Source organism: Lentzea sp. NPDC054927, from assembly GCF_053610285.1.
Window position 1 is genome coordinate 73186 of record NZ_JBSGXZ010000017.1, and the last position, 26617, is coordinate 99802.

At 70.2% G+C, this 26617-nt stretch carries 25 protein-coding genes; 11 read left to right on the plus strand and 14 right to left on the minus strand.

Annotation, left to right across the window (positions count from 1 at the left end):
- Positions 1–5: 5 nt before the first annotated feature.
- Positions 6–563 (minus strand): NAD(P)H-dependent oxidoreductase, encoded by a 558-nt coding sequence (locus tag ACWGE0_RS23115; RefSeq protein ID WP_452262969.1) that lies wholly within the window; start codon positions 561–563, stop codon positions 6–8.
- A gap of 86 nt (positions 564–649) precedes the next feature.
- Here ACWGE0_RS23115 and ACWGE0_RS23120 point away from each other — a divergent pair, with 86 nt between their 5' ends.
- Positions 650–1276, plus strand: coding sequence for a TetR/AcrR family transcriptional regulator (locus ACWGE0_RS23120; RefSeq protein WP_452262970.1), 627 nt, complete (start codon positions 650–652; stop codon positions 1274–1276).
- Here the strand turns inward: ACWGE0_RS23120 and larE are convergent.
- The 10 genes from larE to ACWGE0_RS23170 all read right to left on the minus strand — a co-directional run bounded on the left by larE (position 1253) and on the right by ACWGE0_RS23170 (position 10712).
- Positions 1253–2059, minus strand: a complete 807-nt coding sequence (gene larE / locus ACWGE0_RS23125) for an ATP-dependent sacrificial sulfur transferase LarE (protein ID WP_452262971.1) — start codon at positions 2057–2059, stop codon at positions 1253–1255. The genes ACWGE0_RS23120 and larE overlap by 24 nt on opposite strands.
- Positions 2056–3204, minus strand: coding sequence for a nickel pincer cofactor biosynthesis protein LarC (gene larC, locus ACWGE0_RS23130; RefSeq protein WP_452262972.1), 1149 nt, complete (start codon positions 3202–3204; stop codon positions 2056–2058). The genes larE and larC overlap by 4 nt, the downstream gene beginning before the upstream one ends.
- Before the next feature lie 36 nt (positions 3205–3240).
- On the minus strand, positions 3241–3996 hold the full coding sequence (gene larB / locus ACWGE0_RS23135) for a nickel pincer cofactor biosynthesis protein LarB (RefSeq protein WP_452262973.1): 756 nt from the start codon (positions 3994–3996) through the stop codon (positions 3241–3243).
- Positions 3993–5108 (minus strand): glycerate kinase, encoded by a 1116-nt coding sequence (locus ACWGE0_RS23140; protein WP_452262974.1) that lies wholly within the window; start codon positions 5106–5108, stop codon positions 3993–3995. Before ACWGE0_RS23140 ends, larB begins: the two co-directional genes overlap by 4 nt.
- Complete coding sequence (gene larA / locus ACWGE0_RS23145; protein WP_452262975.1) at positions 5105–6388, minus strand: nickel-dependent lactate racemase; 1284 nt, start codon at positions 6386–6388, stop codon at positions 5105–5107. Before larA ends, ACWGE0_RS23140 begins: the two co-directional genes overlap by 4 nt.
- Positions 6388–7245: an amidohydrolase family protein gene (locus tag ACWGE0_RS23150; protein WP_452262976.1), complete on the minus strand. Its 858-nt coding sequence runs from the start codon at positions 7243–7245 to the stop codon at positions 6388–6390. The genes larA and ACWGE0_RS23150 overlap by 1 nt, the downstream gene beginning before the upstream one ends.
- Complete coding sequence (locus ACWGE0_RS23155; protein WP_452262977.1) at positions 7242–8087, minus strand: fumarylacetoacetate hydrolase family protein; 846 nt, start codon at positions 8085–8087, stop codon at positions 7242–7244. Before ACWGE0_RS23155 ends, ACWGE0_RS23150 begins: the two co-directional genes overlap by 4 nt.
- A gap of 57 nt (positions 8088–8144) precedes the next feature.
- Positions 8145–9107: an aldo/keto reductase gene (locus tag ACWGE0_RS23160; RefSeq protein WP_452262978.1), complete on the minus strand. Its 963-nt coding sequence runs from the start codon at positions 9105–9107 to the stop codon at positions 8145–8147.
- On the minus strand, positions 9100–9852 hold the full coding sequence (locus tag ACWGE0_RS23165) for an SDR family NAD(P)-dependent oxidoreductase (RefSeq protein WP_452262979.1): 753 nt from the start codon (positions 9850–9852) through the stop codon (positions 9100–9102). Before ACWGE0_RS23165 ends, ACWGE0_RS23160 begins: the two co-directional genes overlap by 8 nt.
- An 86-nt stretch (positions 9853–9938) precedes the next feature.
- Entirely contained in the window at positions 9939–10712 is a 774-nt protein-coding gene (locus ACWGE0_RS23170) for a FadR/GntR family transcriptional regulator (protein WP_452262980.1), read from the minus strand.
- 154 nt (positions 10713–10866) lie between these two features.
- Here ACWGE0_RS23170 and ACWGE0_RS23175 point away from each other — a divergent pair, with 154 nt between their 5' ends.
- From ACWGE0_RS23175 to ACWGE0_RS23195, 5 genes are all read left to right on the plus strand, one after another.
- A complete protein-coding gene (locus ACWGE0_RS23175; protein ID WP_452262981.1) occupies positions 10867–12138 on the plus strand; it encodes an ABC transporter substrate-binding protein in 1272 nt (423 codons plus the stop codon).
- Between the two features lie 4 nt (positions 12139–12142).
- Positions 12143–13099 (plus strand): carbohydrate ABC transporter permease, encoded by a 957-nt coding sequence (locus ACWGE0_RS23180; protein WP_452262982.1) that lies wholly within the window; start codon positions 12143–12145, stop codon positions 13097–13099.
- Entirely contained in the window at positions 13099–13926 is an 828-nt protein-coding gene (locus ACWGE0_RS23185; protein ID WP_452262983.1) for a carbohydrate ABC transporter permease, read from the plus strand. The genes ACWGE0_RS23180 and ACWGE0_RS23185 overlap by 1 nt, the downstream gene beginning before the upstream one ends.
- A gap of 1 nt (position 13927) precedes the next feature.
- Positions 13928–15103, plus strand: a complete 1176-nt coding sequence (locus ACWGE0_RS23190) for a mandelate racemase/muconate lactonizing enzyme family protein (protein WP_452262984.1) — start codon at positions 13928–13930, stop codon at positions 15101–15103.
- A gap of 206 nt (positions 15104–15309) precedes the next feature.
- Positions 15310–15657 carry an L-rhamnose mutarotase gene (locus ACWGE0_RS23195; RefSeq protein WP_452262985.1) on the plus strand — a complete coding sequence of 116 codons (348 nt, stop codon included), beginning with the start codon at positions 15310–15312 and terminating at the stop codon, positions 15655–15657.
- A 51-nt stretch (positions 15658–15708) separates the two neighbouring features.
- Here ACWGE0_RS23195 and ACWGE0_RS23200 read toward each other — a convergent pair whose 3' ends face one another.
- The gene (locus ACWGE0_RS23200; RefSeq protein ID WP_452262986.1) at positions 15709–16398 is read right to left on the minus strand and encodes a FadR/GntR family transcriptional regulator; all 690 of its coding nucleotides are present in this window, start codon (positions 16396–16398) and stop codon (positions 15709–15711) included.
- Between the two features lie 167 nt (positions 16399–16565).
- On the opposite strand from ACWGE0_RS23200, the gene ACWGE0_RS23205 reads away from it, so the two are divergent.
- Genes ACWGE0_RS23205 through ACWGE0_RS23225 form a run of 5 tightly spaced genes read left to right on the plus strand, consistent with a single transcriptional unit; the run spans position 16566 to position 24351 of the window.
- Positions 16566–17873 (plus strand): enolase C-terminal domain-like protein, encoded by a 1308-nt coding sequence (locus tag ACWGE0_RS23205; protein WP_452262987.1) that lies wholly within the window; start codon positions 16566–16568, stop codon positions 17871–17873.
- 39 nt (positions 17874–17912) lie between these two features.
- Complete coding sequence (locus ACWGE0_RS23210) at positions 17913–18965, plus strand: sugar ABC transporter substrate-binding protein (protein WP_452262988.1); 1053 nt, start codon at positions 17913–17915, stop codon at positions 18963–18965.
- Between the two features lie 13 nt (positions 18966–18978).
- Entirely contained in the window at positions 18979–20484 is a 1506-nt protein-coding gene (locus tag ACWGE0_RS23215; RefSeq protein WP_452262989.1) for a sugar ABC transporter ATP-binding protein, read from the plus strand.
- Complete coding sequence (locus tag ACWGE0_RS23220) at positions 20477–21481, plus strand: ABC transporter permease (RefSeq protein WP_452262990.1); 1005 nt, start codon at positions 20477–20479, stop codon at positions 21479–21481. The genes ACWGE0_RS23215 and ACWGE0_RS23220 overlap by 8 nt, the downstream gene beginning before the upstream one ends.
- Positions 21482–21489: 8 nt before the next feature.
- Positions 21490–24351: a glycosyl hydrolase family 95 catalytic domain-containing protein gene (locus ACWGE0_RS23225; protein ID WP_452262991.1), complete on the plus strand. Its 2862-nt coding sequence runs from the start codon at positions 21490–21492 to the stop codon at positions 24349–24351.
- A 3-nt stretch (positions 24352–24354) separates the two neighbouring features.
- Here ACWGE0_RS23225 and ACWGE0_RS23230 read toward each other — a convergent pair whose 3' ends face one another.
- Complete coding sequence (locus ACWGE0_RS23230) at positions 24355–24888, minus strand: hypothetical protein (protein WP_452262992.1); 534 nt, start codon at positions 24886–24888, stop codon at positions 24355–24357.
- 13 nt (positions 24889–24901) lie between these two features.
- Positions 24902–26614 (minus strand): amylo-alpha-1,6-glucosidase, encoded by a 1713-nt coding sequence (locus ACWGE0_RS23235; RefSeq protein ID WP_452262993.1) that lies wholly within the window; start codon positions 26612–26614, stop codon positions 24902–24904.
- Positions 26615–26617 lie beyond the last annotated feature (3 nt).

Genomic DNA, 26617 nt, shown 5'->3' on the forward strand with positions numbered 1-26617 from the left:
TGGTGTCAGACGGTGGCGGTGGTGCGGGCGGCCAGGCCCTCGATGACCACGGTCAGCTTCTCGGTGACCTCGGGGTCGTCGACCGGGTGGAGGTCGGCGAAGCGCACCACCGAGGCGGGGATCGACAGCGTCAGGTCCTCGGCGACCGCGCCACCGGCGATGCCGACGGCCTTGCGGGCCTCGTCCTGGGCCCACACGCCGCCGTACTGGCCGAACGCGGTGCCGACGACGGCGACCGGCTTGCCGGACAGGGCACCCGCGCCGTAGGGACGCGACAGCCAGTCGATGGCGTTCTTCAGCACCGCGGGAATGGTGCCGTTGTACTCGGGCGAGACCAGCAACAGGGCGTCGGCGTCGACAGCGGCCTCGCGCAGCCTGGCCGCGGCGGCGGGAACGCTGCCCTCGGCGTCGATGTCCTCGTTGTAGAACGGCACGGTGTCCAGTCCGTCGAACACGCCGACCTCGACGTGGTCCGGCGCGATCTGGACCGCGGCTTCGGCGAGCCTGCGGTTGTGCGATCCGGCACGGAGGCTGCCGACGAGGGTGAGGATGCGGACGGCCATTGCGTACTCCCGGTGAAGGCTGCGGTGAAACGGTCCTCCACTTAAACGGGACGCGGCCCGTTTATCTTCCGGGTTAGGCTGCGAAGGTGATCGACGGCACACACCTGCCCCTCGCCGGCACCGAAACACACCTGCGTGCGGACGCGGTGCGCAATCGGGCCCGGCTGCTGGAGGCGGCGGCCCGGCTGGCGGCCGAGCACGGCGCCGCCGCCATCACGATGGAGACCGTGGCCGCCGCTGCCGGGGTCGGCAAAGGCACGGTGTCCCGGCGTTTCGGCGACCGCAACGGACTGCTCCAGGCCCTGCTGGACCACGTGGAGCAGCGGTTCCAGGAGGCGTTCATCAGCGGCCCGCCGCCGCTGGGTCCCGATGCCGGGCCGGTGACGCGGCTGAGGGAGTTCGGACCGGCCCTGCTGCGGCACGAACACGCCAGCCTCGACCTCTACCTGGCCGCGGAGCCCGGTCCCGGCCGGCGGTTCGAGGTTCCGCCCAAGCGGCTGCGCCACACCCACGTCGCGGCGCTGGTGCGGGCGGCCCTCCCGGACGCCGACGCGGAACTGCTGGCCCACACGCTGCTGTCGTCCGTGGACGTCGTGCTCGTGGACCACCTCATGCGCGTCCACGGCATGTCGCTGGAGCGGATCGAAGCGGGCTGGTACGACCTGGTCGACCGGCTTGTGGTTGGGCGTTCACTCGTGGTTGAGCGCCCCTGAGCGGAACCCGGTCAGCTCGGCGCCGCCGAACCCCGCCCGGCGCACCACCTCGGCCAGCCCGGCCCGGATCTCCGGCCGGTCGGCCAGTTTCGGGTCGAGCTCGACCCGTCCGACCTCGCCGAGGTCGCGGACCCGCAGGTCCCGGCTCGTGATGCCGGCGTCCGCGAGCCACGCGCGGACCGCCACCTCCGCGCGCTCCACCCTGGCCAGCCGCGCCGGGGTGATCGCGAGGCCGTACCGCACCCGGCTCGCCAGGCACGGCATCGCCGGTTTGTCCCAGGTGGACAGATCCCAGAGGCGGCTCACCGCGCGGACGTCGGCCTTGCTCATCCCGAGGTCCCGCAACGGGGTGTGCACGCCGATCTCGTCGCCCGCCCGGATGCCGGGGCGGAACGGGTCCCGCGCGTCGTCGGCGTTCGTGCCGGTCGCCACCGACTGCAGGCCGTGTTCCCGCGCGACCGCCGTGATGGCGTCCAGGACCGTGGACTTGCAGAAGTAGCAACGGTCCCGGCCGTTCGCGGCGTACTGGGGGTTGTCCAGTTCGGAGGTCGCGGGCGCGAGGTGCCGCACGCCGAGGCTCTGCGCGAAGGCCGTGGCGTGCGCCAGTTCGGCGGCCGCGAGACTGGCCGAGTTCGCGGTGACCGCGAGGACCGCACCGGGTCCGGAGGCTCGCACGGCGGCGGCGAGCACGAGGGCGGAGTCCGCGCCGCCGGAGAACGCGACGGCGAGCGGCCCGATCGCGGCCAGCCGTGCCACCAGCCGTGCGGCGATGATGTGCGTCAACGTTCCTCCTCCGGTTCCGCCGCCATCGCCAGCACGGTCCTCAACGGCAACCCCGTCTGCCGCGCCACCGCGATCGCGTCGTCGTACTCGGGCTTGCCGTGGTGCGGACCGTGTTTGCGGCGCACCGGCATGCCGTGGACGTGCACAACATCCGTGGTGCGGTCCGCCGCGGTGCGCCTCACGGTGGTCCGCCGCACGCCAAGGGATCCGGTCTCGGCGAGGATCAACCGCTCGATCTCGTCGGCGACCTCGGGAGCCACCAGGGCGTGCAGGACGTGCGCCGGCCGCCCCTTCTTCATCACGGCGGGGGTGATCCAGCTGTCGAGGGCGCCGCGGTCGAGCAGGTGCGCGACGACGTACCCGAGGACCTCGCCGGTGACGTCGTCGAGGTTGGTCTCCAGCACGACGAGGTCTCTCGTGTTCGAGGTCTCCACCTCGCCGATCCGCACGACCGCGACGTTGGGCCGATCGGACAGCATCCGCGTACCCGCGCCGTACCCGGTGGCACACAACCGCATCAGCGGCGGCAGGCGGTAGTCGGCGTCCAGCGCACGCAGCAGCGCGGCGGCCGTCGGCGTGACGGTCTCGCCGCGCAACGACGTCCCGGTGACCATCGCGCCGTTCAACAGCTTTGCGGTCGCCGGCGCCGGGCAGGGCAGCGTGCCGTGGGCCGTGCGAACGGTGCCGCTGCCGAGCGGCAACGGTTCACAGTGGACAGTGCGGATGCCGAGGGCGTGCACGGCAGCCGCGACCCCGACCACGTCCACGAGGGTGTCGTGGCCGCCGAGCTCGTGCAGGTGCACCTCGTCGGGATCCTCGCCGTGCAACCGGCCTTCGACCTCCGCGATGGCCCGCAACGCCCTGATCGCGACGTCCGCCACCGCACGGTCTCTGACGCGGCCGGCCATCTCGATCAGCTCGCCCGCCTTGCGGCTCGTGGCGTCGTCGGACACCGAGACCTCGGCCCGGCCGGCGGTGAGGCCGTGGGTGACGACCCGCGTGACGGCGAGGTCCCAGCCGGTCAGGCCGGTGTCGGTGACAGCGACGCGGACGGCTTCCAGCGGTGCGCCCGCGTCGACGAGGGCGGCCAGCAGCATGTCGCCGGCGAGGCCGGTGAACGGCGAGATGACGCAGACACGGCTCATCGCGCGCTCCGGGGGCTCATGCGGTGCTCCGGCGGGTCATGCGGTGCTCCTGCGGGTGACGCGGGAGAGGCGAAACGCCGCCATGGCCGCGCCGAACCCGGAGTCGATGTTGACCACGGTGATCCCGGCGGCGCACGAGGCGTGCATGGCCAGCAGGGCGGTGATGCCCTCCAGGCCGGCGCCGTACCCGGTGGAGGTGGGCACGGCGACCACCGGACAGGCGACGAGGCCGCCGACGGCACTGGCGAGGGCGCCTTCCATCCCGGCCACGACGATGACGGTGTCGGCGGCGCGCAGGCGTTCCTGTTCGGCTAGGAGGCGGTGCAGGCCTGCTACGCCCACGTCGGTGACGGTGGTGACGGTGAGGCCCACCGCGGTGGCGATGGCGGCTGCCTCGCGGGCCACGGGTTGGTCGGCGGTGCCTGCGGCGGCGACGACCACGGTGAAGCCGATCGGCGCGGCGGGGCGCCAGACGAGCAACCTGGCCGGGGAGTCGTAGGTGCCGCGGACGCCATGAGTGCCGGAGGCGTCACGGGCGCTGTGAGTGCCGTGCGGAACGGCGGTTAGGTCGGCAGCTGGGCGGTCCTCCACCGCGGACAGGACGGCGGCGGCCGTGGCGGGGTCCACGCGGGTGGCCAGCACCGGACCGTCGTTGTGCCGCAACAACGTGCGGGCGATCGAGGCGATCTCGGCCGCCGTTTTGCCGGGGCCGTAGATGACCTCGGGCAGTCCCTGGCGGGATTCGCGGGCGACGTCCACGCGGGCGAAGCCGAGGTCGACCGCGTCGGTCATGACACGCCTCCTCGCGTGACTGCGCCGGCCAGTTCGCGGCCGATCTCCGTCAAGAGCGTGGAGGCGCGGGCCATCGCGGCGTCCAGGCCGCCGGCGCGGGACAGCAGTGACCAGGTGGCCACCACGCCGAGGTCGCGCAGGCGGTCTGTGGGGAGGCGGACGTCGCCGGCCACCAAGGCGACCGGGACGCCGTGGCGCCGGGCGGCTGCGGCCACGCCTACGGGGGCCTTGCCGCGCAGGCTCTGTTCGTCGAAGCAGCCTTCGCCGACCACTACCAGCGAGGCGTCGCGGAGGGCCTCCTCGAGGCCAGCCTCGCCGAGGACGAACTCCGCGCCCGACACGCGTCGGGCGCCGAGGGCGGACAGTGCCGCGAAGCCGGCGCCGCCTGCCGCGCCGGCGCCTGCGGAGTCGCGGAGGTCGTGGCCCGTCTCGTCGGCCACGATCGCGGCGAACTGGCGCAGGCCGCGTTCCAGGACCTCCACGTCGCGCGGTGAGGCGCCCTTTTGCGGGCCGAACATCGTGGCGGCGCCGGAGGGTCCGGTCAGTGGGTTGTCCACATCGGACACCAAGGTCATCCGAGCCATCCGCAATCGGAAGTCCAAAGAGGACAGATCGATGCGGGTGGCGGTGGTCAGGGCGGCGCCGCCTGGGCCTACCGGGGTGCCGCGGGCGTCGGTGATGCGGGCGCCCAGGGCTCGCAGCAGGCCCGCACCGCCGTCGGTGGTAGCGCTGCCGCCCACCGCCAGGAAGATGTCCAGGCAGCCGTGGTCCAGGGCGGCGCGGATCAGTTCACCGGTGCCGTGGCTGTCGGCCACGAGTGGCGCCAGCCGGCCTGGCATCAGGTCCAGGCCGCTCGCCTGGGCCATCTCGATCACCGCGCGGGTGCCGCGCACGGCGAACGTGGCGCGCACCGGGCGTCCGGTGGGACCGGTGACGCCGACCTCGACTTCGCGGTAGCCGGGCAGGGCGGCCAGGGTGCCCTCGCCGCCATCGGCGACCGGGATCGAGACGGCGCTGCCGCCGGCGGCGACCACTCCGGTGGCGACCGCGGCGCAGGCTTGTGCGGCGGTGAGCGAGCCCCGGAACTTGTCCAGGCACACCAGCACGTTCACCGCCGTGCTCCGGTCACGTACGGGATCGTCTGCGGGCCCTCGGGCAGCACGCACAGGCGAGCGCCGGGTCCGGCTGCGGCCAGCGCGTCCGCCACTGTCCGAGAGATGTCCGAAGTCTGTTCCAGGTGTGCCGTGGCCAGTTCGGCGTCGCTGAGGTAAGAGGTGTGCATGACCACCCGGCAAGCCGCCTGGATGCGGGCCTGGATCTGCACCTGCCACTGGTCCGGCACGGTGACCGTGCGCGCCGAGATGTCCGCGAACAACGCGGCGGGCGAGTCCGCGGAGGCCAGCACCGAGCGGTACGAACCGTGGTCGGGGAAACCGTCGCGGCACTCGGCCGCGCAGACGATCGTGCCGCCCGGCTTCACCACCTGGTAGGCGGCGGACATGCCCTTCACCGACTGGTAGAGGTTCTGGTCCAGCGGATGGCCGGAGTTGGTGGTCACCACCACGTCGAACAGCTGGGGCACCGGCTGCATCGCGACCTCACGGGCGGTGTGCACGGCCTCCGCGTGCATCGCGAGCAGGTCACCGCCGAACGCGGCGACGACCTCCTTGTTCTGGTTCAGCACCACGTCGAACCCGTACGTCACACCGGTTGCGGCCGCGATGGCGCGCACGTCGTCGTGCACCGGGTTGCCCTCGATGTTGCCCCACGTCGCCCGCGGGTGCCCGATCCGGTGCGCGTCGTGCAGCACCAGCACCGTTTCCAGCGCGGCGAGGCCGGGCGCGACCAGCTTCGGGCCGCCGGAGAACCCTGCGAAGAAGTGCGGTTCGACGAAACCGGTGGTGATGCGCACGTCCGCGGCGACCCACTCGCTGTTCAGCCACACCGGCACGCCCGCGCCGAACTCGCCGAGCCAGGTCAGGCTGACGCGGTCACGGGCGTCGTGGTTGACGATCCGCACCGTGTCGACCACCTCGTCGCCGAACATCTCGCGGAGCTCGGCCTCGGTGTTGCCGCGGTGCGTGCCGGTCGCGACCAGCACCACGACGTCCGCGAGGTCGACCAATCCGTCGAGCTCCTCCAGGATCGCCGGGATCATCAGGTGCCGCGGCTGCGGACGCGTGCCGTCGCAGGCCGAGATGGCCACGGTCTGGCCGCGGCGCACGCGCTCCCGCAGCGGCGGACCCGCGACCGGGACGCGCAACGCCCTGCGCAGCACGTCCCGCGGCGGCTCGGAAACCTTGTGGTGCCTCGGAGTCACGACCGTGGTCACGGCCGGATCGACGCGCAGGTCCAGGCCCGTCTCGCCGTAGGCCAGCCGAACCGTGTCCATCACCGCGCCCCCAACCGGTAGACGCGGGCGGCCGTGTCACCGAAGACCTGGTCGCGCTCGGCGGCGGAGAGTCCCTCGCACAGCTGCGCGGTGGCGTCGAAGACCTCGTCGTAGGAGGCCGCGAGCAGGCATACGGGCCAGTCGGAGCCAGCCATCAGCCGGCGCGGGCCGAACACCTCCAGCGCGATGCCGACGTACGACCGCAGCCGCTCGACCGTCCACTGCGGACCGACTTCGGTCACCAGGCCCGATATCTTGGCGACCACGTTCGGTTCCGCGGCCAACGCCGCCAGATGGGTCGCCCACGGCTCGAGCCGCCCAGCGGCGATGTCCGGTTTGGACAGATGGTCCAGCACGAACACCATGTCCGGCACCGCACGCACCGCCATCACCGCCGCCGGCAGCTGGTGCGGCCGGGTCAGCACGTCGTAGGCGAGTCCGGCGTCCCGCACCGCGCGCAGCCCGGCCACCACGTCCGGACGCATCAGCCAGTCCGCGTCCGGCTCGGACTGCACCAGGTGGCGGATGGCCACCAGCCGGTCGCCGCCGGGCCCCTCACGCAACCGGTCCAGCTGCTCGGCGACGTCGGGCGCGGTGAGGTCGACCCAGCCGACGACCCCCGCGATCAGGTCGGACTCCCCTGCCAGGGCGAGGAAGTCCGCGGTCTCGTCGATGTCGTTGAGCACCTGGACCAGCACCGTGGCGTCCACGCCTGCCGGTCCGGTCACCGCACGCAGGTCCGCGGGCCCGAAGTCGCGCCGGATCGGCTTCGCGTCCGGCTCGTCCAGCCACTCCTGCGGCCGGGCGGAGAGGTCCCACAGGTGGTGGTGCGCGTCGATCCGGCGCTGCGCGGTCATGCCTGCCCGATCCGCTGCCGCTGGACGCCCAGCCGGTCGATGGCGAGCTCCACGGTGTCACCCTCACGCAGGTATTCGAAGTCGTTGACGCCGAGCGCCACACCAGCCGGCGTGCCCGTGTTCACCACGTCACCGGGTTCGAGGACCATGAACTGGCTGAGGTACCAGATGACGTGGTGAACACCGAAGAGCATGTTCTTGGTGTTGCCGTCCTGCCGGACCTCACCGTTGACGCTCAGCCTCAGGCCGAGTGCCTGCGGGTCGCCGACCTCGTCGGTGGTGACCAGCCACGGCCCCAACGGGCTGAACGTCTCGCACGACTTGCCCTTGGTCCACTGGCCGCCGCGCTCGATCTGGAACTCGCGCTCGCTGACGTCGTTGGAGATCGCGTAGCCGGCGATCACCGCCGCCGCGTCGTCCGGGCTCTCCAGGTAGCGAGCGGTGGCACCCAGCACGACGGCCAGCTCCACCTCGTAGTCGGTCTTCACGCTCTTCCTGGGCACCAGCACGGTGTCGTTCGGGCCGACGACCGTGTTGGTGTTCTTCATGAACACCACGGGCTCGCTGGGCGGTTCCGCGGAGGTCTCGGCCGCGTGGTCGGAGTAGTTGAGCCCGATGCACACCAGGGCACCGGGACGGGCGACAGGCGACCCGATCCGCAGCCCGGTGACGTCCAGTTCCGGCAGACCCGCCAGAGCGTCGCGCACCCGCGCCACGCCGCCGTCGGCCAGGAAGTCGCCGTCGATCTGACTCGTCAAGGGACGCAGGTCGCGCGCTTGACCGGCCTCGTCCAGCACCGCGGGAACCTCGGTGCCGGGATCGCCCACTCGCAGCAGTCGCATTGCCGTTCCTCACTCCGTTCTGAACCGAAACCGTGCTGAACCGAAAGCCGTGCTGGGTCAAGGGGTTGGTACGCCGGCGTCGAGCAGTCCCTCGTCCCGCAGCTCCGCCCACAGCTCGGGCGGAAGGGGTGCCGAGAGCGCTGCGACGTTCGCATGGACCTCGGCCTCGGCGCGGGCACCGATGACCACACCCGTCACCGCCGGATGCCCGAAGGGGAACCACAGCGCGGCGGCCGGCAACGTCGTGCCGTGCCGCGCACAGACCGCGGCGATCCGCCGGGCGCGGCCGAGCACGTCCGCGGGTGCGGTCCGGTAGTCGTAGGTGACGTCGTCCGGCACGTCCTGCCGGGCCAGCAGACCCGAGTTGAACACTCCGGCAGCGAGCACCTCCACCCCGCGCTCGGCGCACAGCGGCAGGAACTCCGCCAGCGCGGGCTGCTCCAGCAGGGTGTAGCGCCCGGCGAGCAGCACACTGTCCACATCGGACTCTCGCACGAACCGAGCGAGCATCTGCCACTGGTTCATCCCGGCGCCGATCGCGCCGATCACGCCCTGCTCGCGCAGCTCCACGAGCGCGGGCATCGCCTCGCCGACCGCCTGGTCCCAGTGGTCGTCCGGGTCGTGCAGGTAGACCACGTCGACCCGGTCGAGCCCGAGACGGCCGAGCGAGGACTCCAGGCTGCGCCGAACCCCGTCCGCGCTGAAGTCCCACACCCGGCGGAAGGTCGCCGGCACCGCGAAGCCGTCGTCGTCGAGCCGCCCAGCCCCGTCCGGATCGGACACCAGCAGCCGCCCCACCTTGGTGGACAACACGAACTCGTCGCGCGGCCGGTCCTTCAACGCCGCACCGAGACGGCGTTCCGCCAGTCCCAGCCCGTAGTGCGGGGCGGTGTCGAAGATCCGGACACCGGCCTCCCACGCCGCGTCGACCACGGCGCGCGCCTCGTCGTCGGTCACCTCGGTGAACAGGTTGCCCAGCGGGGAGGTGCCCAGTCCCAGCCGGCTCACGGTGTCAGCCACGGGGACGCAACCGCAGCGCGTCCATGCCGCCGTCGACGGCGAGCACGGTTCCGGTGGTCGACCCCGACAGCGGGCCGGCGAGATATGCGATCGCTCCGGCGATCTCCTCGGCGCTCACCAACCGGCCGTGCGGTTGCCTCGCCTCCAGTGCGGCGCGTTCGGCGACCGGATCCGGCGCGGAGTCGAGCAGCCTGCGCACCCACGGGGTGTCGGCGGTGCCGGGTGCGACCGCGTTCACCCGGATGCCCTCCCGGATGTGGTCGGCGGCGAGCGCTCGCGTGAACGCGTGCACAGCGCCCTTGCTCGCCGAGTAGACCGCCCGCTGCGGCAGACCAGCGGTGCCCGCGATCGAGCCGGTGTTCACGATGGCGGCCGCACCGGACTTCCGCAGGTGCGGCAGGCAGGCGCGGGCCACCCTGGCCATCCCGATCACGTTGACGTCCAACACTTTGAGCCACTCGTCGTCGGTCGCGGCGGCCACGTCGCCTTGCGCACCGATCCCCGCGTTGTTCACCACGATGTCAAGGCCGCCGAAGTGTTCGACCGCCGTCTCCACGGCGTCGCGGACGCTCCGGTCGTCCGTGACGTCCGCGCGCACGAACAACATGTCCTCCGGCAGGCCGTCCGCCGCCAGGTCGAGCACGGCGACCCGCGCGCCGAGGCTGAACAACAGCTCGGCCGTGCTCCGGCCGATGCCGGAGCCACCACCGGTGACGAGAGCCACCAGCCCGTCGAAGTCACCCATGACCGACCGCTCCGTTCGTCGATGTGCCGTGCAGAGATCGATTGCTTGCCGAGATCGATTGCTCGCCGGGGTCGATTGCTTGCGCGCTACCGCTCCAGGCGGTGCGGGTCTCCCGCGTCGCTGCGACGCACGAGCCAGGCCTCGGTGATGTGGGCGAACATGGCCTCGGCGGCACCGTCGGGGTCCTGCGCCGCGATCCGCTCGCAGATGCGGCGGTGTCCCCGGTTCGAGGCCACGCACAGCTCGCGATCCGTCCTGCCCATGTAGCTGGCGGTGTTGACGACCTGACTCTCCAGTGCGCGCACGACACCCCTGGCGATCCGGTTGCCGGACGTCCGCATGATCGTGTCGTGGAAGACCCGGTCCTGCTCGCGATAAGCGATGGGGTCGTCCACCAGCTGGTCCATGAGGTCCACGACAGCGCGCAGCGAGTCGACGGTGTCCTGGTCCGCGGTACGAGCGGCGACCAGGGCCATGTCCGACTCGAGCAACCGGCGGGTGACCACCAGGTCGTCGAGGACACCCAGCGTCTCGTCCTCCGCGACGACCGCCCCGAGGACGAGCTCGTCGAGCACGTTCCACATCGACGGCGGGGTCACCAGGGTGCCCGCGCCCTGACGCACCTGCACCAAACCCTTCTCCTGCAAGACCTTCATCGCCTCGCGGATGACGGTCCTGCTCACCGAGAAGGTCTCGCACAGCACCGGCTCCGGCGGCAGTGACGTGCCGGAAGGGTGATCACCGCGCACGATCCGTTCCACGAGCTCGGTGGTGATCGCCCTGGCCAGGTTCGCCGGCCGGCGCGCCCAGTTCAGGGCGGTGAGCGCAGTCGCGCCCGGTCGCTGGCCTGATGCCGTCATCGTTCCTCCGGTTGGACTCCACGCCGGCGCGGCGGAGCGTGCGGCCGAGTGTACTGACAAACGGCCGTTGACGTAATACGTCATACGAATTACGTTCAGCACACTTCGTCGGGCCGCTCGCCGCCCGGCCACCGTCTGAAGAAGTGAGCCAGCAATGAAGCAGCGCACACTCTGGTCTGCCGCCCTGGTGGTGGGACTGACGCTGACAGCGGGTTGCGGGAGCGCGGCCGGGCCGGGCACCTCGTCCGGCGGTTCCACGGACAAGCTCGTGGTCTGGGACTGGAAGTCCGGTGACGCGAAAGCGGCCGCGTACGTGGAGAAGGCCAAGGCCGACTTCGCCAAGAAGCATCCCGGCGTGAAGGTCGAGTTCGTGGCCCAGCCGTTCGACCAGTACTACACGCTGCTGGGCGCGGCCATCCAGTCCGGCAAGGGCCCCGACGTCATCCTCTTCAACGGTGGCGGGCAGATCCGCGACCGGGCCGACGCGCTCGCGCCGCTGGACGACTACGTCGCGGACGACCGGAAGCGACTGGCCGGCTGGGACGCGTTCACCAAGGCGGGCAAGGTCTACGCGGAACCGGTGACCCTGCAGGGACACCCGATCTACTACAACAAGGACATCTACCAGAAGGCCGGCCTCAACCCCGACGCTCCGGCCAAGACCTGGGACGACTTCGTCAGGGACTGCGGCGTCATCTCCCAGAAGACCGGGACGAAGTGCTTCTCGCTGGGCAACAAGGAGGGCATCGGCATCCAGTTCTGGTTGTCCTCGCTGGGATCGGCGGTGCTGACCCCGCAGGAGTACGACGACTGGATCGCCGGCAAGCGGAACTGGTCCTCCCCCGGCGTCAAGAAGATCTTCGAACTGTGGAAGCAGGCCGGTGACAGCGGGCTGAACACCGACGGCGCCAACTCCACCGCGATGTTCAACGACGCGTTCGCGGCTTTCAACTCGGGCAAGGCGGCCAACGTCATCGGCCTCATGTCCGATGTCGGGCACTGGAAGGACTTCGCCGAGTTCCTCACCCCGGAGAAGGTCGGCGTGATGGTGGCACCGGCGGTCAACTCCGCGGCGAAGCCGAGCCTGCCGTTCGACGGCGGCATCGGCTACGCGGTCGCGAAGTGGACCAAGGACCCGAAGGTGGCTTCGGACCTGGTGCGGTCACTGACCTCGACCGACGCGCTCAAGGCGTTCTACGAGAACGGTGGCGCGATCGCGTCCGACACCACGATCGACACCGCCGCGGGCGGCCCGGCCGTCAAGACCATCGTCTCCGAGGTCAAGAACGGCAAGCCCGCGCTGCACGTCGCGCTGTCGTCCAAGACGATCGACCTCATGGGACGTCTCTCCCAGCAGTTGCTCAGCGGCTCGATCACGGTGGACGAGGTGCTGCAGCAACTGGCCGCCTCCGACAAGACGGGCTGACCGCGTGTCCGCACCCTCGCTGTCCTCAGTGGACTCGGCCGCCGCCGGGTCCGCTGAGGGGTCCGCCAGCATCGCGCGAGCGCGGCGCAACCGGAAGGGCTCACGGGCGGAACGCCTGGCTCCACTGGTCTTCCTGGCACCGGCCGTCCTGATCATCGCGGGCCTGCGGCTGTGGCCGCTGGTGCTCGGGATCAACTTCTCCTTCACCGGTGACGGTGCCAGCAACGGTCTGATGGTCGGCCTCGCCAACTACCTGACGTTGTTCGGCGATCCGCTCTTCCTCTCGGCGTTGCGCAACGTCGGCCTGCTCGTGCTGCTGCTCCCGGTGGCGGTGGCCATCCCCGGCCTGATCGCGACGTTCATCTTCCTGAAGGTGCCGGGGCACCGGCTCTACCGCGGCGTGTACTTCTTCCCCGCCGTGCTGTCACCGGTCATCGTCGGCGCGATCTTCAACCTGTTGCTGGCGTTCGACGGTCCGCTCAACGCACTGCTCGGCGGTCTGGGCATCGGGCCGGTCGACTGGCTCGGCGATCCGGACGTGGCGATCTTCGCGGTCGTCGGCGTGCACGTCTGGGCGACGTTCGGCATGGCGCTGGTCGTCTTCCTGGCCGGGTTCGCCACCCTCGACTCCTCGCTCCTAGACGCGGCCAAAGTGGACGGTGCGTCGCTGCCGCAGACCATCTGGCACGTCGTCATCCCCAGCCTGACGCGGACCATCCAGTTCGTCTTCGTGACCACGATGATCGGCATGCTGACGTCGATGTTCGGCCTGGTGTACGTGATGACCAGCGGTGGCCCGGAAGGGTCGACGTACCTGCCCGAGTACTACGTCTGGATCCAGCAGGGACAGATGAACCAACCGGCGCTCGCCTCCGCGGCGTCCACGATGCTGTTCCTGATCATGCTCGTGGTGGGACTGGCCCAGATCGGCATCCTGCGGCGCGCGGGCAAGGAGGACTGATGTCCGGCACCCGGCTGACCAGGTGGGTCGTCGCGATCCCGATGGCCGCGCTCGCGCTGGCCACGATCTACCCCCTGGTGTTCACCACGAACGTCGCCATGAAGACCCGCCGCGAGTACGTCCTCGACCGGTTCTCCCTGGCGGACTCGTTCAGCTTCGACAACGTCGTCAAGGCGTGGACGAGCGTCGGGATGTCGCGGTACTTCGTGAACTCGGTGATCGTCGTGGCCTGCTCGGTCGCGCTGCTGTTGCTGTTCGGGTCGATGGCGGGCTTCGCGCTCGCCAGGCTGCGCTTCCGCGGCTCCTCCGCGCTCTTCCTCGGCATTCTCGCCGCGTTGTTCATCCCGTTCCAGGTGATCATGGTTCCGCTGGCGCGGATCATGGCGGACAGCGGTCTCGTCGACACCTATCCGGGGCTGGTTCTCGCGTACGTCGCGCAGTTCCTGCCGTTCACGATCTTCCTGTTGACCAGCTACTACTCGACCGTGCCGCCGGACATCATCGAGGCCGCGCGGATCGACGGGAACTCGGTGTACGGGGTCTACTGGCGGATCATGCTGCCGATCGGCGCGCCCGCGCTGCTGTCGGTCGGCGTGCTCAACGCCCTGTTCTGCTGGAACGACGTGCTCATCTCGCTGCTGATGATGCCGTCGGCCGAACACCGCACGCTCATGGTCGGCGTGACGTCGTTGCGCGGGCAGTACTCCGACGACATCCCCACGTTCGCCTCCGGCGTGCTGATCGCCGCGATCCCCGTCCTCGTCGTCTACCTGTTCCTGCAACGCCAGATCGCCGACGGGGTCACCGCCGGGTCCACGAAGGGCTGACATGCGCATCACTGGTCTGCGGACCCTCACCACGGTCCAGGACTGGGGCCGTCCGGTCGGCGACGCCAACGGCGTCTACCCCGACGGCCTCGTCCGGGTCCCGATAGTCCTCGTCGAGACCGACGCCGGCATCACCGGTGTCGGTCTCGGACCGCACGTGGAGATCGAGAGCGTCTTCGCCGCCATCGACGGCGAGGACCCGAGGAGCGTCACCGCCCTCTACGACCGGATGCTGCGCCGGATGTTCAAGGCGGGCCACGCCGGTGCGGTGTTCGGCACCATCGGCGCCCTCGACACCGCGCTGTGGGACATCAAGGCGCAGGCGGCGGGAGAACCGCTGTGGCGGATGCTCGGCGGCCGCGACCGCACGGTGCCCGCCTACGCCTCGGGTCTGGACATCGCGCTGGACGACGACGAGTTCGTCGCGGTGTACCAGAACTACGCCGACCACGGGCTGCGTGCGGCGAAGATCAAGGGAGGTCTCGACGTCGAACGGGACCGGCACCGCCTCTGCCTGGTCCGCGACGTGCTCACCGAGGCGGGCCACGGGGCGCGGCCGGGCCTGATGCTCGACGTCAACGAGACCTGGACGCGCAAGCAAGCCGTTCGTCACGTCGGCGAACTGGAACGCACCCTCGACCTGACGTGGATCGAGGAGCCGGTCCGGCGCTGGGACGTGGAAGGTCACGCGACGGTGGGCCGCGGCATCCGCGCCTCGGTCGCCACCGGCGAGAACCTCACCGGGCTCGAGCAGCACCGCCCGCTCATCGCCGCCGGCGCGGTCGACATCGTCCAGACCGCCGCGGTCTGGGGCATCACCCACTTCCTGCGGGTCGCGGTCCTCGCGCACGCCCACGACCTGCCCGTCAGCCCCATCGGCACCACGCCGGTCGGTCTGCTGCACGCCGCCACGTCGGTGCCCAACCACCTGGTCAGCGAACTGCAGGACCTCCGGCCGCCGGTGGGCGTCTCCCTCGACCTGCACGTCGAGGACGGGGCCTACGTGCTCGGCGACAGCCCCGGTCTGGGCGTGCGCGTCGACGAGGAGGCGATCTCCGGGTCGGCCCACCTCCTCCCGCACCCGACGTCCGGCGGTTCGCACATCCGGCCGGAACGGGCAGGGCACCGCCTGCACGCGGTCGAGGTGGACGCCGAAAGCACCGCTGTCACCGCCTGAACGGGCTGCCAACCGACCCACGCCTGCCCCCTGATGGCGCCTGCAAGTACCACCAACTCAACATCAACAAGCACTTTTCCACTACCAACAGCTCTCGACGCGCCTGGTTCGGCGGACAGCGAACAGGTTGGGTGTAGTTGAGGGCGATTCGATCAAGGGTTGGTGGTACTTGCAGACGCCCTGCCGGCACTTCAGAGGAGACCACAATGGACAGTCCACGGCGCTACGGCATGGTGGTCCGGCTGCGCCCGGAGCGACGCGAGGAGTACCTGCGGCTGCACGCCGCGGTCTGGCCCGCCGTCGAACAGACGATGCTCGACGCCAACATGCGCAACTTCACCATCTTCCTGCACGGCGACCTGCTCTTCGGTTACTACGAGTACATCGGTGACGACCACGACGCCGACCAGGTCCGCATCGCCGCCGACCCCGAGACGCAACGCTGGTGGACCCTCACCGACCCGTGCCAGGAGTCCCTGGCCGAGCGCGGCTCCGGCAGCTGGTGGTCGCCGATGCAAGAGGTCTGGCACCTGGACGACCCCAAGGCGTCCTGACGACGGCACCGGCCCGCGGTGGACGAGCCGCTCCGTCCCTGTGACGACGGCTCAGCGCGGCTCGTGACCCACGTGCTCGCGCAGCCACCGCTCGGTCGTGTTGACGTGCACGAGAGCGGCGGCCTGCGCGAGCGCGGCGTCCCGGTCGGCCAGCGCACGGAAGATCGCCTCGTGCTCGGCCAGGGTGCGGCTGGCGGCGTTGTCGTCGACCAGTCCGCGCCAGACCCTGGCCCGGACCGTGCGGCTGGAGATGCCCTCCAGCAACGTCGTCAGCGTGGCGTTGCCGGTGGCGGCGACGACCGCGCGGTGGAACGCGGCGTCGTGTTCGTTGAGCAGCTCGACGTCGTCCCGTGCCGCGCGCATCGCGTTGAGGTGCTGTTCGACCTCGAAGAGCTCGCGGTCGGAGATGCGGGTGGCGGCGAGTCCCGTCGCGACCGGTTCGAACAGCCTGCGCACCTCGGTGAGCTCGAGCTGGGTGTCGCCGCGCAGCAGTTCCACCGCGGAGGAGATGCCGCTGAGCAGCACCTCAGGGGCCAGGCTCGTCACGTAGGTGCCGTCACCGCGCCGGATCTCCAGCACCCGCGCGACCACGAGCGCCTTGACCGCCTCCCGCATCAGGTTGCGGGACAGGCCCAGCTCGGCCGCCAGCTGCTGCTCGGGAGGGAGCTTCGAGCCCGGCGGCAGCTCACCCGACCCGATCAGGTCCCTGATGCGCTCGATGGCCTTGTCGGTCAGTGACATCCGCGCAGAGTAGCAACACATCCCATCTCTGCCGGAGAGATGGGATGTCATCTTCAGCAACCCATCGGCCGAAGAACGGTCCTTCAGCAGGATATATCGTCGAATTCGTGTCGAACAGCCCGTCGACCATAGACAGCGGACACCGCGTCACCCTATAAATCCATCCCATGTCCGAGCTGATTACCGAGGTCGAGGCAGTCGACGTGCGGTTCCCCACCTCACGCGAGCTCGACGGTTCCGACGCGATGAACCCCGAGCCCGACTACTCGGCCGCCTACGTGGTCATCCGCACGAGCGAGGGCGCGGAGGGCTACGGGCTCGCGTTCACGGTGGGACGCGGCAACGAGGTCGAGGTCGCCGCAGTGCGCGCGCTGGCGCCGTTGGTGACCGGGCTGTCCGTGGACGACGTGCTCGGCGATCTCGGCGCCTTCTCCCGGCGGCTGACCGGCGACAGCCAGCTGCGCTGGCTCGGCCCGGAGAAGGGCGTCATCCACATGGCCGCCGCCGCGATCGTCAACGCGGTCTGGGACCTCTACGGGCGCCGGGAGCAGAAACCCGTGTGGCAGCTGCTTTCCGAGATGACGCCCGAGCAGCTGGTCGACCTCGTCGACTTCCGCTACCTCGAGGACGCGCTCACCCGCGACGAGGCCCTCGGCATCCTCCAGCGCGCCGAACCCGGTCGCGCCGCACGCGCCGCTCATCTGGTGCGCCAGGGATATCCCGCCTACACGACCACGCCCGGCTGGCTCGGCTACGACGACGAGAAGCTCGTGCGGCTGTCGCGGCAGGCCGTCGCCGACGGGTTCACCCTGATCAAGTTGAAGGTCGGCGCCGACGCCGTCGACGACATGCGCCGCATGCGACTGGCGCGCGAGGCGGTCGGTCCCGACATCAAGATCGCCGTCGACGCCAACCAGGCGTGGAGTGTGCGGCAGGCGGTCGAGTGGATGGCCGCGCTCGCGCCGTACGACCCGTACTGGATCGAGGAGCCAACCTCACCCGACGACCTGCTGGGCCACGCCGCCATCCGGCGGGCCGTCGCGCCGGTGAAGGTCGCCACCGGGGAGCACGTGCACAACCAGGTGATGTTCAAGCAGCTGCTCCAGCTGGAGGCGATCGACGTCCTGCAGCTCGACGCCAGCCGTACCGCCGGGGTGACCGAGAACGTCGCGATCCTGTTGCTGGCCGCGAAGTTCGGTGTGCCGGTCTGCCCGCACGCCGGCGGTGTCGGGCTGTGCGAGATGGTCCAGCACCTGGCGATGTTCGACTTCGTGGCCGTCAGCGGTACCACCGAGGACCGCGTCATCGAGTACGTCGACCACCTGCACGAGCACTTCACCGACCCGGTGCACGTCCACGACGGCCACTACCTCGCCCCGACGGCCCCCGGCATCAGCGCCGAGCTGCACCCCGCGTCGGTCGCCGCCCACCGCTTCCCGGACGGGCCGGTCTGGAGCACGCAGGTCACCAGCTGAGCCTCGCAACAGATCTCGCCACCCGTTAGGAGATCCGCCGTGAACACCAGATCTCGCACCTGTCTCGGTCTCGTCGCGCTCCTCACCGCCGCCCTCGGCGCGTGCGGTTCCCCGGACTCCGGGGCGGGTGGCGCGACGGTGGTCGGCGTCGACTATCCACGGTCCGACACCGACTTCTGGAACTCGTACATCAAGTACACGCCCGAGTCCGCGAAGGAACTGGGGCTGGAGCTCAAGACCACGAACTCGCAGAACGACGTCGCCAAGCTCACCGCCAACGTCCAGACGTTCATCAGCCAGGGCGTCAAGGGGGTCGCGATGGCCCCGCAGGACACCGCGGCCATCGCGCCCACGCTGGAACAGCTGGCGGCCAAGAAGATCCCGGTCGTCACGGTCGACACCCGGCCCGACAGCGGCAACGTGTTCATGGTCGTCCGGGCCGACAACCGGGCCTACGGTGAGAAGGCGTGCCGGTTCCTCGGCGCCAAGCTCGCTGGCAAGGGCAAGGTCGTGATGCTGCAGGGAGATCTGGCGTCGATCAACGGCCGTGACCGCACCGAGGCGTTCAACGACTGCATGAAGACCAACTACCCCGGCATCACCGTGCTCGGCGAGGCCACGAACTGGGACGGCGCGGTCGCGGCGCAGAAGCTGCAGACCGACCTCACCGCCAACCCGGACGTCAAGGGCGTCTACATGCAGTCCAGCTTCGCGCTGTCCGGGACGCTGCAGGTGCTCAAGCAGAAGGACCTGCTGGTCCCGCCGACAGATCCCAAGCACGTGTTCATCGTCTCCAACGACGGGATTCCCGAGGAGCTCAAGAACATCGCGGACGGCCACATCGACGCCACCGTCTCGCAGCCGGCCGACCTCTACGCCAAGTACGCCCTGCAGTACCTGAAGGCCGCGATCGACGGCAAGACGTTCAGCCCCGGCAAGACCGACCACGACAGCACGATCGTCCAGGTGCGCGACGGTCTGCTGGAGGACCAGCTCTCCGCTCCCCTGGTGACCGCGGACGGCGGCACCTTCGACGGCGTGGCCAGCCTGAAGCACGACGACAAGTCCCTGTGGGGCAACAAACTCAGCTGAGCAGGGGACGACAATGGTCGCAACTCCGCCCGTCGTCGAGGCGACGGGAGTGACGAAGCGGTACGGGTCCACCGTGGCCCTGCACGAGGCCGCGATCAGCATCGACCAGGGACAGACCCACGCGCTGGTGGGGCGCAACGGGGCGGGCAAGTCGACGCTGGTGAACGTCCTCACCGGACTGCAGGCACCGGACGAGGGCACCGTCACGTTCGCCGGTGAGCCCGCTCCCCGGCTGACCGACCGCGACGCGTGGCGGCAGCGGGTGGCGTGCGTCTACCAGAAGTCCACGATCATCCCCGAGCTGACGGTCGCCGAGAACCTGTTCCTCAACCGGCACGACCACGGCCGCAGCGGGTTGATCAGCTGGAAGACCGTGCGCCGCAAGGCACGCGAGCTGCTGGACACGTGGTCGGTCGACGTGGACGTGCGGCTGCCCGCCGGTGACCTGGACGTCGAGCAGCGCCAGTTCGTGGAGATCGCCAGAGCGCTCTCGTTCGGGGCGCGGTTCATCGTCCTGGACGAGCCGACCGCCCAGCTCGACGCCGCCGCCATCACGCGGCTGTTCGGCCGGATCCGCGATCTGCAGCAGCAGGGCGTGACGTTCCTGTTCATCAGCCACCACCTGGAGGAGATCTACGAGATCTGCGACGTGGTCACCGTGTTCCGCGACGCCAGGCACGTCCTGACCACCGCGGTCGGCGCGCTGCCGCGGACGGAGCTGGTGGCGGCCATGACCGGCGAGGCGGCGGCCGAAACCGGTGGTGCACGGCGTGTTCCGGACGCGGAGGCCGCTCCGGTGCTGGAGATGACGGGAGTGTCCCTGGCCGGTGCGTACGAGGACGTGTCGTTGCGGGTCCGCGCGGGCGAGATCGTCGGTCTCGCCGGCGCGGCGAGCAGCGGCCGCATCGCGATCGCGGAGACGGTCGCGGGACTGCGGGCGGCCACGGGCGGCGTGGTCGAGATCGCGGGCTCGCGGCCACAGCCCGGCAGCGTGCCGGCGGCGTTGCGGGCGGGTGTCGGGTTCGTCCCGCAGGACCGGCACCACCAGGGTTATGTGGCGCAGATGTCCGTGGCGGACAACGGAACCCTGACCATCCCGGACCGGCTGGGCCGCGCGGGTTTCATCGACGGCCGCCGCCGCGACGGCCTGGCCCGGGCCATGATCGGCAACCTGGCGATCAAGACACCGGGACCGGAGCTACCGGTGTCCGGGCTGTCCGGTGGCAACCAGCAGAAGGTCGTGATGGCCCGTGCGCTGGCGAACGACCCGAAGCTGCTGGTGCTCATCAACCCGACCGCCGGGGTCGACGTGCGCTCCAAGGAGTTCCTGCTCGGCAAGGTCGGGGAGATCGCCGAGTCCGGCGCGGGTGTGCTCATCGCGTCCGACGAGCTCGACGACCTGCGCCGGTGCGACCGGGTCCTGGTGGTGTTCCAGGGCCGTGTGGTCGCCGAGATGCCCCGCGGCTGGCACGACCACCAGCTCGTGGCCGCGATGGAAGGAGTCGACCTCGATGGCTGACACGACAGCCGCGGTCACGACCGCGACCGGCAGGCGGATCGCCTTCGCCCGGCTGCGCGACCTGGCGCTGATACCCGCGATCATCGCGATCGCGATCGTCGGACAGCTGGTCAGCCCGGTGTTCCTGCGCGGCGACAACCTGATCAACGTGCTGCAGACCATGTCCGAGATCGCGATCCTGGTCCTGGCGCAGACGCTCGTGCTGATCGTCAAGAAGATGGACCTGTCGCTGGAGTCCACGGTCGGGCTGGCGCCCGGTGTCGCCGCCTGGCTCACCGTTCCGGTCGGCGCGGGCCACGGCCTCGGGCTGCTGCCGGGCGGCTGGTCCGTGCCGGTGACGCTGGCGGTCGGCGTACTCGTCGGCGTGATCAACGCGTTGTTCATCATCCGGTTCGGGCTCAACGGTTTCATCGTGACGCTCGGCATGCTGATCGTGCTGCGCGGCATCCTGACCGGCATCTCCGGCGGCCAGACGTTCTTCCGGCTGCCCGCGTCCATGCTCTACCTGGGCACCGAGCAGTGGCTGGGCATGCCCGTGTCGGTGTGGCTGTGCCTGATCCTGTTCGCGGCGGGCATCGTGGTGCTCGGCTTCACCAGCTTCGGCCGGTCCCTCTACGCCATCGGCGGCAACGTCGACGCGGCGCGGGCGGCGGGCATCCGCACCGGCAGGGTGCTCTGGATCGTGATCGTCACGGCGAGCCTGCTCGCGGCGCTCAGCGGCCTGCTGTTGTCCGGGCGCCTCGCCTCGGTCGCCTCCGCGCAGGGCAACGGCTACATCTTCACCGTGTTCGCCGCCGCCGTGATCGGCGGGATCAGCCTCAACGGCGGCAAGGGCACGATGTTCGGCGCCTTCACCGGCATCCTGCTGTTGTTCATGATCCAGAACGTGCTCACGCTCGCCGGCGTTCCCGCCCAGTGGATCGGCGCGCTCAACGGCACGATCATCCTCATCGCGCTGGCCCTGTCACGTGTCACCGGCGGAAAAGCCCAGGACTAGGAGTCTGTGTGTCGGACAACCCCCTCAACCGCAGGCGTTTCCTCACCGTCACCGCGCTGACGGCAGTACCCGGCGGCGCCCTCTCCAGCATCGCGGAGGCAGCAGTACCCCCGCAGATCACGTTGCCCGAACGCGGCATCTACGACACCAGCCCGGCAGCGTCCTGGACGGACGGTTTTCTCACCGGCAACGGCGAGTACGGCGCCGTGCTGCACGGCGATCCCGCCGCGGAGAAGGTGATCTTCAACTACCACCGGCTCGTGCTGCCCAACGGCACCCGTTCGGTCACCCCGCCGGTGATCGCCGGGCGCCTGAACGCCGTGCGGGACAAGGCACTCGCCGGTGACTACGCCGGTGCGAACAGGGACTTCGCGGCCGGCTGGTCGCTGCGCTGGACGCAGACCTACCACCCGGCGTACGAGCTGCGGATCTCCACACCCGGCACGACCGTCGGCAACTACGGCCGGGTCACCGACTTCCGCACCGGTGAGGTCATCTCCAGCTGGACCGACAGCGCCGGGGTGTGGACGCGCAGGGCGTTCGTCTCCCGTGCCGACAAGGTGATCGTCCACGAGCTAGTGCCCGCGCCCGGCCGGACGATCGACACCACGCTCAGCGTCAGCACAGCACTGGACGGAGCACCGTCGAGCGTCAGCTACACCACGCTCGCCACCATCTCGAACGGCAACGGTTACCTGAACCTGCGCGGCACCTACCCGCCGGGACAGGGCGCGTTCGGCTACGAGGGCGTCACCAGGATCGTGGCCACCGGCGGCACCGTCACGGCGAACGGCGCCACCATCGTCGTGGCAGGGGCGAGCAAACTGCTGCTGCTCACCAAGCTCGACCGTTACGAGTCGCCGGCCGGGTGGAACGCCAAACCGTTGCACGCGGCTCTGGCAGCGATCGGCCTGGACTACGCCGCACTGCGCTCCCGGCACACCACGATCCACACCGAGATGTACGACCGCTCGCGGCTGGACCTCACCGTGTCCGACGCCGACCGGAAGCTGTCCACCAGCGAGCTGATCACCCGGCAGAACAACAACAAGAACGTCATCGACCTCGCGTTGCTCGAACGGCTCTACGACAGCGGCCGGTACCTCTTCATCAGCTCCAGCGGTGTCCTGCCACCGCGGCTCACCGGTATCTGGACCGGCACCTGGTCGGGTGCCTGGGCCGACGACTTCACCACCGACGCCAACGTCAACCTCCAGGTCGCGGGCGGCAACATCCTCGACACCACCGAGGCCATGCAGGGGTACTTCAACCTGGTCCTCGGCCAGCTCGCGCACTGGCGCACCAACGCCCGGAACCTGTACGGCGCACGGGGTTTCCTCGCCCCGTCCCGCACCGACGGCGAGTACGGCCACATGCTGCACTTCGACAGCGGCTGGCCGGGCCAGACCTGGACCGGCGGCGCCGACTGGCTGTTCTACCCGCTGCTCGAGTACTACGAGGTCACCGGCGACCAGGCGTTCCTGCGCGACCAGCTCGGCCCCGCGCTGATGGAGCTCGCGCTGTTCTACGAGGACTTCCTGACCCGAACCGACTCCAGCGGCAAGGTCGTCTTCGTACCGGCGTTCTCGATGGAGAACGCGCCGAGCAACACCAACGTCGCGCTGTCCATCAACGCCACCGGCGAGATCATGGCGGGCAAGCACGCCCTGCAAGTCGCGATCTTCGCCGCCAACGCGCTCGGCGTCGAACAGGGCGCGGGCCAGGGTGTCCAGCGCTGGAGGGCGTTGCTGGCCAAGATGCCCGCCTATCGCGTCAACAGCGACAACGCGCTCGCCGAGTGGTCGTGGCCCGGCCTGAACGACCAGTACAACCACCGGCACGTGCAACAGCTGTACGGCGCCTGGCCGTTGCACGAGATCAACCCCGAGGAGACCCCCGACCTCGTCCGCACCGGACTGCGGGCGCTGGAGGTCCGCGGCGACCAGAACATCTCCGCCCACGGCAGCCTGCACCGCGCGCTGGCGGGCGCCCGGCTCAAGGACGGCGGCAAGGTCTACGACAACCTGCGCAAGATCATCGGCAACAACATGGTCTTCAGGTCGCTGATGACGTCCCACAACCCGAACCTGGACATCTACAACGCCGACGCCGCCAACGCCATCCCCGGCGTGCTGGCGGAGGCGTTGCTCTACTCGCGGCCCGGCGTGCTGGAACTCCTCCCCGCCCTGCCGGGACAGCTCACCAGGGGCACGATCACCGGCATGCGGGCCCGCGGCCGGATCCGCGTGCACAGCCTGAGCTGGGACCTTTCCGCCCGCACCACCACCATGTCCGTCACCTCGGCCGTCGACCAGACCGTCACGCTCATCAGCCGCCGCGGGATGGCGTCGGTGACCACCACGGCGCCCGTCGCCCCGTCGTCGCTCGGCCCGCACGCCAGGCAGATCACCCTGACGGCCGGGCAGCGCACGGACATCACGGTGTCCCTGCAGGGCGGCTGGTGCCGGCTCGTCAACCGCAACAGCGGCAAGGCCCTCGACGTCAACGGCGCGGGCACGGGCGACGGCGCCAAGGTCATCCAATGGACCTCGACCGGGAGCGCCAACCAGCAGTGGCAACTGCTGCCCAACGCGGACGGCTCGTTCCGCCTCACCGCGCGGCACAGCGGACGACTCCTGCGCAGCCCCGGTACCGGTCAGGGCGAGCAGCTCGACCAGGCGTCGGACACCGGCGGCGACAACCAGTGGTGGAAGGTCGTCGACGCGGGCGGCGGGAGCGTCAACCTCGTCAGCGTGCGCACCGGTTTGTACGTGGACGTCGACGGTAGCTCGCAGGCTGATGGCGCCAAGGTGATCCAGTGGCCCGCCAACGGCAAGGCGAACCAGCAGTGGCAGATCGTGTGGGTGTGAGGTTCAGCGCCAGTTCGACGCCGCTATGACGTCGCGAGCGATCACGTCCACCGGGCGTCCGTCGGTCGGTATCCGAACGGCGTCCGGTGGCGCGGCGCTCTCCAGGTGCACGGCCATGGCGTCACTGCGACGAACATGCGCGTCCAGCCGGCCATCGATCTCCCGCGCGCCCAGGCGATCGCGAGCGGTGGCGTCCTGGGCGGTGAGGAGCACCGGGATGATGCGGGGCGTGCCGCCCATGGCCCTGGCGATGAGGTCGGGCTCCAGGATCGAGACGGTGTTGGTGTAGATGAGCCGGCGATACCCGAGGGCGGCGTAGTTGCCCCAGAGCGCGGCGAGGTTGGCTTCGGTCAGCTTCGTGCGGGACGGATCGTCCGGTGGCGCCGGAAACGCCTGGTCGAGGTTGTCGCCTTCGACGAGGCAGTGCGAGATGCCGGCGGACTGCAACTGCGCGGAGACCTCCCAGCCGACGGTGGTCTTGCCCACGCCGGATCGTCCAGCGATGAGCAGCGCTTCGGTGTGGAAAGTGTCAGGCACACATCATCATCTCTCAACCCGGACGGCGTTCGGCATCCCCGGCGAGAAGGAGATAAGCCCCGGCCGTCCACGTGTAGGCACGGTCGCGCAACCCTTCCCCGGTGAGGGCGTCGAAGTTCTCCGCGAACCCGGACTTCTCGCACGTCGCCCGGAACCGCGCGCTCACCTGGTCGGCCAGCTCCACCGCGCCACCGCGGCGCAGACCGTCCTCGATCAGCACGGTGGCGGGGGCCCACACCGGTCCCCGCCAGTAGCCGTCCGGCTCGTACCACCGGGAGGCCGGCAGCTCGGTGGCCAGCCCGACGGACGTGAGGTGCGCCGCGACCCCCACGCGGAGATCATCGAAGATCTCCTGGGGCAGGTGCTCCCCCAGCACGACGGGCATCAGGTCGAGCAGGCTCGCACTGCGCCGTTTGGTGCCGCTGGCCACTCCCTGGCTGACGAAGCAGTTGCCCTGCCACAGTTCCTCGAGCAACGCGGCGAGCAGCTCGTCCGCCTGCTCGGCCCACCGCGCCGACGTGTCCCCCACTTCGACGGCGAGCACGGCGAGTTCTTTCAGCTGCAGCACCAGGAAGGCGGCGAGGTCAGCAGAGCGGACGAGGCGTTCCTCGCGGAACACCGTGGCGTTGTCCCAGCCGCTGTCGTTGCCGTGCTCGTAGTGCGCGAGCCGGCTGCCCGGTGCGCGGCGGTGGTCGAGCCAGAACGACGTCCAGGCCGAGAGTTGCCGGTACGCCAGTGAAAGGTCGGGCAGCCCGCCGGGGAGGCGTTGGCGCAGCAGGGAAAGCGCCCAGCCGTGCACGGGTGGTTTGACGAAGTTGCGCAGCACCTCGGAGTGGGTGATCGAGTCCGGCAACGCCCCCTCGGCGTCCTGGTGGTCGAACACCACCTGGAACTGCTGCCAGGCCAGGTCGGGTGCGCCGGAGGCCAGGGCCAGGGCGGTGAAGCAGTGGTCCCAGCTCCACACCTTGTTCATCCAGTGCTTGGACATCAGCACGGCGGGGCGGCCGACGAACCCGGCCGGGTGCACGGTGGCGGACCACAGCACGTAGCAGGCGAGCTCGGCGGCCGGGGTGCGGTCGCCGCGCCACGGTGCCACTGCGTCGGCGAACCGGGCGAACTCCTCGCGCACGGCCGCCACGTCGTCGTCGAAGCCGGTGCTGGGGAGTGAGAACGGCTTCATCGTGCCGAGCTCCTCGACCAGCAGCTCCCAGGGCTCGTCCTCGCTGAGGAACACCCCGCGCCCCGCCGCGTCCAGCGCCTGGTCGCCGGTCTGGCGCCACTGTCCGGAAAGGACGGTGAGGCGGAGGCGGTGACCGGTCTCGTAGGAGGTGAAGACGAGACCACCGGACGGGTCGGCGAAGAAGTACGTGCCGGTGAACGGGGTCAGCGTCGGCTCGGCGGCGGCGATCACCATCCCCAGGCCGGCGCCGGAGATCCGCAGCGTGGACGGCGACGAGAACACCGCGGTGACGCGCTGGTCGCCGACGTGCCAGGTGAGCGTCGCCGGATCAGCGGTGACCTCGGCCTGCGCGCGCTCGCCGCCGAGCAGCGGGACGAAGGAGAGCACCGCGTGCATGCCGTTGCGGTGCGACACGAGATGCACGTCATCGGCGTACTGGGCGAGTCCGACCACCGGGGACAGGGCGAACCAGGCGCCGAACCGGCTGAAGGGGATCTCGCGCACGGAGAACTCGGTTACCACGGGCTCGTCCTCTCGGTCCTGCACAGC

Coding starts and splice junctions, on each gene's coding strand:
- ACWGE0_RS23115 (WP_452262969.1), bottom strand. CDS start 563: ATGGCCGTCCGCATCCTCACCCTCGTCGGCAGCCTCCGTGCCGGATCG.
- larC (WP_452262972.1), bottom strand. CDS start 3,204: ATGAGCCGTGTCTGCGTCATCTCGCCGTTCACCGGCCTCGCCGGCGAC.
- larB (WP_452262973.1), bottom strand. CDS start 3,996: ATGACCGACGCGGTCGACCTCGGCTTCGCCCGCGTGGACGTCGCCCGC.
- larA (WP_452262975.1), bottom strand. CDS start 6,388: ATGGACACGGTTCGGCTGGCCTACGGCGAGACGGGCCTGGACCTGCGC.
- ACWGE0_RS23150 (WP_452262976.1), bottom strand. CDS start 7,245: ATGACCGCGCAGCGCCGGATCGACGCGCACCACCACCTGTGGGACCTC.
- ACWGE0_RS23155 (WP_452262977.1), bottom strand. CDS start 8,087: ATGCGACTGCTGCGAGTGGGCGATCCCGGCACCGAGGTTCCCGCGGTG.
- ACWGE0_RS23165 (WP_452262979.1), bottom strand. CDS start 9,852: ATGGGTGACTTCGACGGGCTGGTGGCTCTCGTCACCGGTGGTGGCTCC.
- ACWGE0_RS23170 (WP_452262980.1), bottom strand. CDS start 10,712: ATGACGGCATCAGGCCAGCGACCGGGCGCGACTGCGCTCACCGCCCTG.
- ACWGE0_RS23175 (WP_452262981.1), top strand. CDS start 10,867: ATGAAGCAGCGCACACTCTGGTCTGCCGCCCTGGTGGTGGGACTGACG.
- ACWGE0_RS23185 (WP_452262983.1), top strand. CDS start 13,099: ATGTCCGGCACCCGGCTGACCAGGTGGGTCGTCGCGATCCCGATGGCC.
- ACWGE0_RS23190 (WP_452262984.1), top strand. CDS start 13,928: ATGCGCATCACTGGTCTGCGGACCCTCACCACGGTCCAGGACTGGGGC.
- ACWGE0_RS23195 (WP_452262985.1), top strand. CDS start 15,310: ATGGACAGTCCACGGCGCTACGGCATGGTGGTCCGGCTGCGCCCGGAG.
- ACWGE0_RS23200 (WP_452262986.1), bottom strand. CDS start 16,398: ATGTCACTGACCGACAAGGCCATCGAGCGCATCAGGGACCTGATCGGG.
- ACWGE0_RS23205 (WP_452262987.1), top strand. CDS start 16,566: ATGTCCGAGCTGATTACCGAGGTCGAGGCAGTCGACGTGCGGTTCCCC.
- ACWGE0_RS23215 (WP_452262989.1), top strand. CDS start 18,979: ATGGTCGCAACTCCGCCCGTCGTCGAGGCGACGGGAGTGACGAAGCGG.
- ACWGE0_RS23220 (WP_452262990.1), top strand. CDS start 20,477: ATGGCTGACACGACAGCCGCGGTCACGACCGCGACCGGCAGGCGGATC.